This is a genomic window from Nostoc sp. FACHB-888 (assembly GCF_014696655.1).
Taxonomy (GTDB): Bacteria; Cyanobacteriota; Cyanobacteriia; order Cyanobacteriales; family Nostocaceae; genus Nostoc.
The window spans coordinates 1-6,144 of sequence record NZ_JACJQM010000220.1; the positions used below are offsets into that span (position 1 = coordinate 1).

The 6,144-nt window shown below is 46.8% G+C and carries 7 protein-coding genes and 5 pseudogenes; all 12 read right to left on the reverse strand.

The window, feature by feature from the left end; translation table 11 throughout:
- A pseudogene (locus H6G26_RS37125) lies at nt 1–262 on the reverse strand (hypothetical protein); the annotation flags it as partial.
- 86 nt (nt 263–348) lie between these two features.
- Complete coding sequence (locus H6G26_RS37130; RefSeq protein ID WP_190736544.1) at nt 349–594, reverse strand: hypothetical protein; 246 nt, start codon at nt 592–594, stop codon at nt 349–351.
- Between the two features lie 40 nt (nt 595–634).
- Nucleotides 635–1,375 (reverse strand): SDR family oxidoreductase, encoded by a 741-nt coding sequence (locus H6G26_RS37135; protein WP_190736545.1) that lies wholly within the window; start codon nt 1,373–1,375, stop codon nt 635–637.
- A 63-nt stretch (nt 1,376–1,438) separates the two neighbouring features.
- The gene (locus H6G26_RS37140; protein WP_199327255.1) at nt 1,439–2,083 is read right to left on the reverse strand and encodes a carboxymuconolactone decarboxylase family protein; all 645 of its coding nucleotides are present in this window, start codon (nt 2,081–2,083) and stop codon (nt 1,439–1,441) included.
- A gap of 68 nt (nt 2,084–2,151) precedes the next feature.
- Nucleotides 2,152–2,397 (reverse strand): annotated as a pseudogene (locus H6G26_RS37145) (nuclear transport factor 2 family protein); the annotation flags it as partial.
- A gap of 39 nt (nt 2,398–2,436) precedes the next feature.
- A pseudogene (locus H6G26_RS37150) lies at nt 2,437–3,638 on the reverse strand (IS4 family transposase).
- 60 nt (nt 3,639–3,698) lie between these two features.
- The gene (locus H6G26_RS37155) at nt 3,699–3,875 is read right to left on the reverse strand and encodes a nuclear transport factor 2 family protein (protein WP_190736547.1); all 177 of its coding nucleotides are present in this window, start codon (nt 3,873–3,875) and stop codon (nt 3,699–3,701) included.
- Nucleotides 3,876–3,963: 88 nt separating this feature from the next.
- Nucleotides 3,964–4,947, reverse strand: a complete 984-nt coding sequence (locus H6G26_RS37160; RefSeq protein ID WP_190736549.1) for a type II CAAX endopeptidase family protein — start codon at nt 4,945–4,947, stop codon at nt 3,964–3,966.
- 41 nt (nt 4,948–4,988) lie between these two features.
- Nucleotides 4,989–5,345, reverse strand: a complete 357-nt coding sequence (locus H6G26_RS37165) for an AraC family transcriptional regulator (protein ID WP_190736551.1) — start codon at nt 5,343–5,345, stop codon at nt 4,989–4,991.
- 248 nt (nt 5,346–5,593) lie between these two features.
- A pseudogene (locus tag H6G26_RS37170) lies at nt 5,594–5,713 on the reverse strand (helix-turn-helix transcriptional regulator); the annotation flags it as partial.
- Complete coding sequence (locus tag H6G26_RS37175; protein WP_190736553.1) at nt 5,670–5,945, reverse strand: hypothetical protein; 276 nt, start codon at nt 5,943–5,945, stop codon at nt 5,670–5,672. The gene H6G26_RS37175 and the pseudogene H6G26_RS37170, both read right to left, overlap by 44 nt.
- A 47-nt stretch (nt 5,946–5,992) precedes the next feature.
- Nucleotides 5,993–6,144, reverse strand: a pseudogene (locus H6G26_RS43395) (disulfide bond formation protein DsbA); the annotation flags it as partial.

Sequence of the window (6,144 nt, forward strand, 5' to 3'; positions counted from 1 at the left end):
CCATGTCGGGCGGTATTTGTGGAATGAAGTATTTGGAATAAAACTCGCGCAGTGCTGGTTTCCCTACTCCCCCAGTCATTACCGGAATGTGGTTGACGTAAGCATCCTCAACCATCGTGGCGAGGGCATCTTCAGTGTTGTGAGTGCCAAACTCGTACTGTAAATGCTCTTCCCAAAGTGCTTGCAAAGACTCCTGGGCTGGTGTCAAATTGGTAGTTGTTTGTAAATTTGCTTGTCCGTTTACAGTTTGCTCTTTGACCATGATTAAATACTCCTGGTTCTATCTAAAGTGTCTTGAGTTCCAATGCTTGACTGCTTTCAGATTCTTGTGATGTTAGTGAACTTGTTTCAATGGACATATAAGCATTCAGCGCCTGTTTCACGAATCAGTTTGGCAGTTTTCTCACCTTCTGCATCGCGTCTGTCTGAGAATACTACCTTTGCTCCAGCAGCACCGAATGCGATAACTTCGTTAAGCTTTCCTTCTCTACGAGAGGCTGCGCCAACGGAACGCTGCGCGAACGCTAACGCAGTAGCTCGGCCAATGCCTGATGCACCTCCCGTAACTAACGCCACTTTATCTTGCAGCATCATTTTGTTTCTCCTGTTTCAATCAAGATTGACTTTCCGAGATTTAGCTCATTTGTCCAATCGGTCGAACAATGATTTCATTGACATCTACGTCGGCGGGTTGCTCGATCGCAAAGGCAATCGCACGCGCGATCGCATCTGCTGGAATCATTGCCTCACGAAATCCCTCCACCCATTTTGCTGCTTCAGCATCCGTGATCGTGCTGGCAAGTTCAGTTTCTGTCACTCCAGGCGAAATCACCGTAACCCGAATGTCTGTCGATTCTTGCCGCAGTCCCTCGGAAATCGCCCAAACTGCAAACTTAGTGGCGCAGTACACGGCGGCGGTTGGATAGACGTTGTGCCCGCCGATCGAGGATAGATTGACAAACTGCCCTGATCGTTGCTGCTTAAAGAGAGGTAGCGCAGCAGCAATCCCGTGAAGCACACCGCGAATGTTCACATCAATCATGCGGTTCCATTCATCGATCTTCAGCACCTCTAGCTTGGAGAGTGGCATCAAGCCTGCATTGTTCACCACAACATCAAGGCGACCAAATTTATCTTGGGCAAACTCGACAAAGGCTTGCATGTCTTCGAGGTTGGTGACATCCAGGGTACGGTATTCTGCTTCGCCACCTTTAGAGCGAATTTCGGCAGCAATTGCTTCCAGTCGATCGGTGCGCCGCGCCCCTAACACAACCCGTAAACCCTGATGAGCCAGCAATCTAGCAGTTGCTTCACCAATACCGCTACTTGCGCCTGTGATCAGCACCACTTTTTGAGTGTCTTTATCCGTCGTCATGAGTCTTATCTCCTAGTTATTTTGCGGTTATCGAGCGAACTTATGGTGCAGTGCTAAAACGTTTTATTGCGCAATGAAGACTTCTCGCAGTGCTTGTGCCGCATCAATCGAGCGCGGAAAACCAGCCGTTACTGTGGTGAGGTAAATGATTTCTTTAAGTTCGTCTTGCGTTACGCCAAGTCTGAGGGCATAGCTTGCGTGGATCTTCAGCTGTGGCAAATTTCCGGCGGCGGCAAAGGCGGCAACAGTGGCAAGCTGGCGGGTGCGATCGTCTAGCCCCTGACGCGACCAAACCTCACCGAGTGAATAGTCTACGATCGCATCTGCAAGAAATGGGAAATCCTGGCGGAGGGCATCGAGTACGGGTTGCCCTGCTCCATCGGTTAGCTTATTGATAACTTGATTGCCTCGCTCACGGCGGTTCTGTTCTGGTTGAGTTTGCGGTGCAATCATTGCTGGTCGAGTTTGTGCAGTAGTAGTAGCAGCTAAAAACACAACGAGTAACGTAACAAAAATGCATCCTAAGGCAGTGATTATCTTGTTGATGATTTTTCTCGAATACATAGTCTGTCGAGATGGTGCGATCGCAACTTTCTTCTTATCCGTGTTCATCTGCTGTACTCTCAAAGCGAGTAACTTAGCGGTCGCTTTACCAATACTGCTGCTTGCGCCTGTGATTGCAATGACTTTGTTTTCTGTCGTTGACATCGAAAGTGTTCTCCTTTTTGCTTTAGGTATGTTGCATCAAAACTACTTTCGTCTACCCGTGCATTTTGCTACTTTGACAAGCTCTGAACTGGTTCCATGTAAAGCCGCGCCCATGCAATCGCGGTTTCTCTCAGTCGCACAACAACAACGCCTCGCATATCGAGTTCTGTGCCGTTGGTATGGTTGCCTTGCCAGTACCACTCTGACCAACCCAACTCATCCGCGATCGTACAGGTGATTAATTTTGCCTGGATGTCAGGAACTTGAGCCAAGAGAGCAGTCCAGTTCTTTCGCACCTGTTCTGCACCGATGAGGTTTCGTTCTGGATGGACGCTGAACGGGTGACAAGATGGCTAAATAGCTTCTTTCATGAGGGATAGAGCCTGAAAGCCGCGTTGAAAAAAGAGGCGTTTATGAGGCTTGAGTGCGATTAAATTGAGAGCTAAATCAGCCCATAATTCCATGCCATACATCCATAGTTGTCCGTAGAGAGCAAAGCTAAAATTACTCTGACGTGGGTACTTATCCTGATGTTGTTGAATACGTCCGGCATAAGTCTCTATACTTAATTGTTTCATGCGTTGACCGTGCATAGTGGCTAAACTATAAGCAATCACAATCAATAAAACTAAGGCTAAAAAACGAGTCTCATTTACTTTAGTATCTTCTAGATTATAACCACCAGTTTTACAATCCTTGAAGAATTGCTCAATTCCCCATCGACATCTATAAAGACATAAAGTTTGTTGAATATTCGGCAAATTAGTTAAAATATACCAAGGTTCTTTTGGTACTTTGTTACGATATTTTCTCTTCCAATAAACAGCAATATTAAATAAACCTAATTCATCTCCTTTACCACATTTTACTCCCTGATAAGAACTTCGACATTCCTGGCTTAAATCCTTGATTTTTCAGGACTTGATATTCAACTCCTGGTTGTTCTTGGAAGTGAAGGTCTTTCTTTTGACGTAGAGCAAAGTATAACCCTTGCTCGTCAAGCCATTTAGCGAGTTTTGGACTATGGAATTCTCTGTCTGCCAACACTACAATCCGACATTTCTTCAATAACTTTATTGCCGTCTTTATCAATCTTTTTTGTATTTTTAAATTACTATTTCCTACGTGATTTAATGTTTCCCAATATAGTGGTAGGGCATGAGTACCCCATACCAATGTCACCATAAATACATTCCGCCCAATCCAAAAGGGTTCGATCCAGTGCCACCATCCAATAACCATATTTTTGATACTGCTTTTTCTGAAAATAACGGCGCTGTTCTCGATTCAGTTGCTTTGGTGTTAACGATTGTCTAATCCAATATTTTATTAACGGAAACCATAATAATTTTACGCAGAGTTTCCCTATTACTAAAAATCTTTGTAGATTGCGTTTTCGGCTTTCATATGTAATTGGTTGTGGAAATAAACTTGCCAATTTTGACAGTTTAACCTGGCGATGAGCTTGTATTAATAACAACAATATCTCCAGTGTCAAATACTGCTGTTCACTCAAATGCTTTCGGAAAATTGTTTGATATGATTGTGGTAACATTTTATTCTTTTTGGGGCTTCCTTGCCCCTCTTTTTTTGTCCACCTTATTTTCTCAAATTATTACCCCATCTCATCTTCAAGCGCCTTGTCACCCGTTAAGGGATGGACGGGTTGTTCACCCACAAAGTCAGGAGCAAAGCAGTTCATAAACATATCAATGTCATGAGCATTGATTGGAGCTTCCATCTTGAGCAGAACTGAGGAAGCGTTTTGAATAGGAATAGTCTTTGTGTTCATGTTGTGATCTTCATTGTGCTTAGATGTATTACTCGTCCAAGCCTTTGTGCTACCTTTGGCAACAAGGAAACTTTGTTGACTAACGAAATCACCGACGACCCTTCCGATCGCTCTGGGAAACGGGTTCGGATGCCTTATCGCGTTTGAACACCTTGTAGGCGATCGCCAGGAAAATGGGAATCAGCACGAGGGAGATGATGTCGTAGAATCTCGCATGGTATTCGCTGATGCTGAACAGGGCTGGTGCGGCGAAGAAGCTTCCAGACCAGTTGAACAAGAGAAAGTACGCGATGTTGTTGGCGAAGTGTGCGCCGATCGCAAGCTCGGTGGTGCCGTCGATCAATGAAACGATCGCATACAGCAGACCCGTGCCGACGAAGTAGCCGAGGAACATCCCGATCCAGCCACCCTCCTGTGACTCCGGGTTGGTGGCGTGCGGCAAGGTGAAGATCACAGCCGACACGATCGCCAGAAACACGCGGTTCGACCAGATCAGGCTCACGCCCTGCACGATGTACCCGCGAAAGAAAAGCTCCTCGGTGGTCGTCTGGATCGCAGTGAGAATCAGCGCGATCGGCACGAAGAGCGCGAACGTTTTAAGGTCAGAGTTGAAGGAGAAGCTATCGGGATAGAGGAAGTACTGCCCCAACCCGCCGAGCAGCACCCAGGGCGCGAACCCAGCCACGAAGCCATGACCGACGCGCCGCCAACTGATCTTCTCCTGCGCCGTGACGAGCGTCCGGGGATGACGCTGGTGGATGAGGGAGACGGCGATGAGAATTCCCGCGAGGAACACCGGAAAACCCGCCATGACCACGACGAAACCCCCCACAGGACCGAACGCCGCGTAATCCAGCCGACCGAGCGCCGCGGCACCCTCCCGACCACCGAGCACGAGCGCGACGAGCGCACTGGCGACGTTGGCGGTGACCATCCATGCAAAGAGGATAATCATCAGCCCCAGAACATACCGCCACCACCGATACTTACCCCACCCGGCAGCCTCCACGTAAGTCGCGTCTTTCACTTCCGTTCCGCTTCCCTGATGTCCTTTGATTGCGTTGATTCTCATCTTTGTTTCCTTGACTCGTGCGTGTATGTAGTGCTTGGAAGTTAGCGAATCTGTTTTGGGGTCATTCCCGTAATGCGCTTGAATTGTTGTGTCAGATGGCTTTGACTGGAGAAACCAACTTGTAAAGCAATGTCGGAAATCGCCAAATCTGTTTTCGACAGCATCAATTTCGCTCGTTCCACCCGCTGTTGAATCACATACTGGCGTGGAGAAATCTCGATCGCTTGTTTGAATGCAGTGGCAAAGTAAGTCGGGCTAAAATTCAGAGTTTCTGCAAGTTCAGCCAGTGACAAGTCTCGATCGAGGTGAGTCTGAATATAGTCGAGTACTTGTTGCAATTGGGTGTGTGTTAAGCCTTTGTGCTTGAATTCAGTGGTTGACGTTGTAGTTGTTAGCATGGTTCAAAGATTGATGGTTTGTTCGACAGGAAAGGCTAACCGTCAAAATCAGGTAGCTTACTGGCACTAGCAAGCAAAAACAGAATCTTTAAGTTAGAAATTGAGCGCAACAAAGCTGCCCAATATCTAAAAGCATGAGCCTTTAAACATCGACCGAATTATCATGAATTAGATTGAAACCTTGCTCACTTCTCAGAATAAGCACTAGGCACGAATGTGTCATAAGTTGCTCATATGAGCAACTTATGAATGTCGCGAATATGAGTTTTTGCCGTACCCACAGAAACATTCAGCTTCCGAGCGATGGTGATACTGTTGTCCCCATCAACAATCAATTGCAACACCTCCAGCTCCCGATCTGTGAGTGATGAGAGCGAGAATCATTTGCCTCAAGTCTGAATCAACTGCGCGAATCACGATCGCCTCAACCGAGTTACTGTCATCAGATGGAGGAGGATAGGCTTGTTGGAGCCGTTCAACGACCTCTTGGGCAACCGTAACAAGAGCATGATTAGGAGAGAGCGCAGTGGGAAAATGAGTCTGAGTTGAAAACCTCGATTGCTTGAAATCATTTTTGATCGATCGTGGACTGGATTTCATAAAATTGTCCTCAGTCAAACATGGATGGCGAGCAAAGGTTGGGAAGCTTAATGACTTGCAGCAACAATGGCTGTCGTCAACTCTGTTATTGTCCAGGCTCCGGTATACCGAATGTTATTGATAAATAGGGCTGGAGCGTGGGTCACTCCGCTGCGTATTCCACTTTCGATATCTTGATTAATGCGATCGAGATATGTCC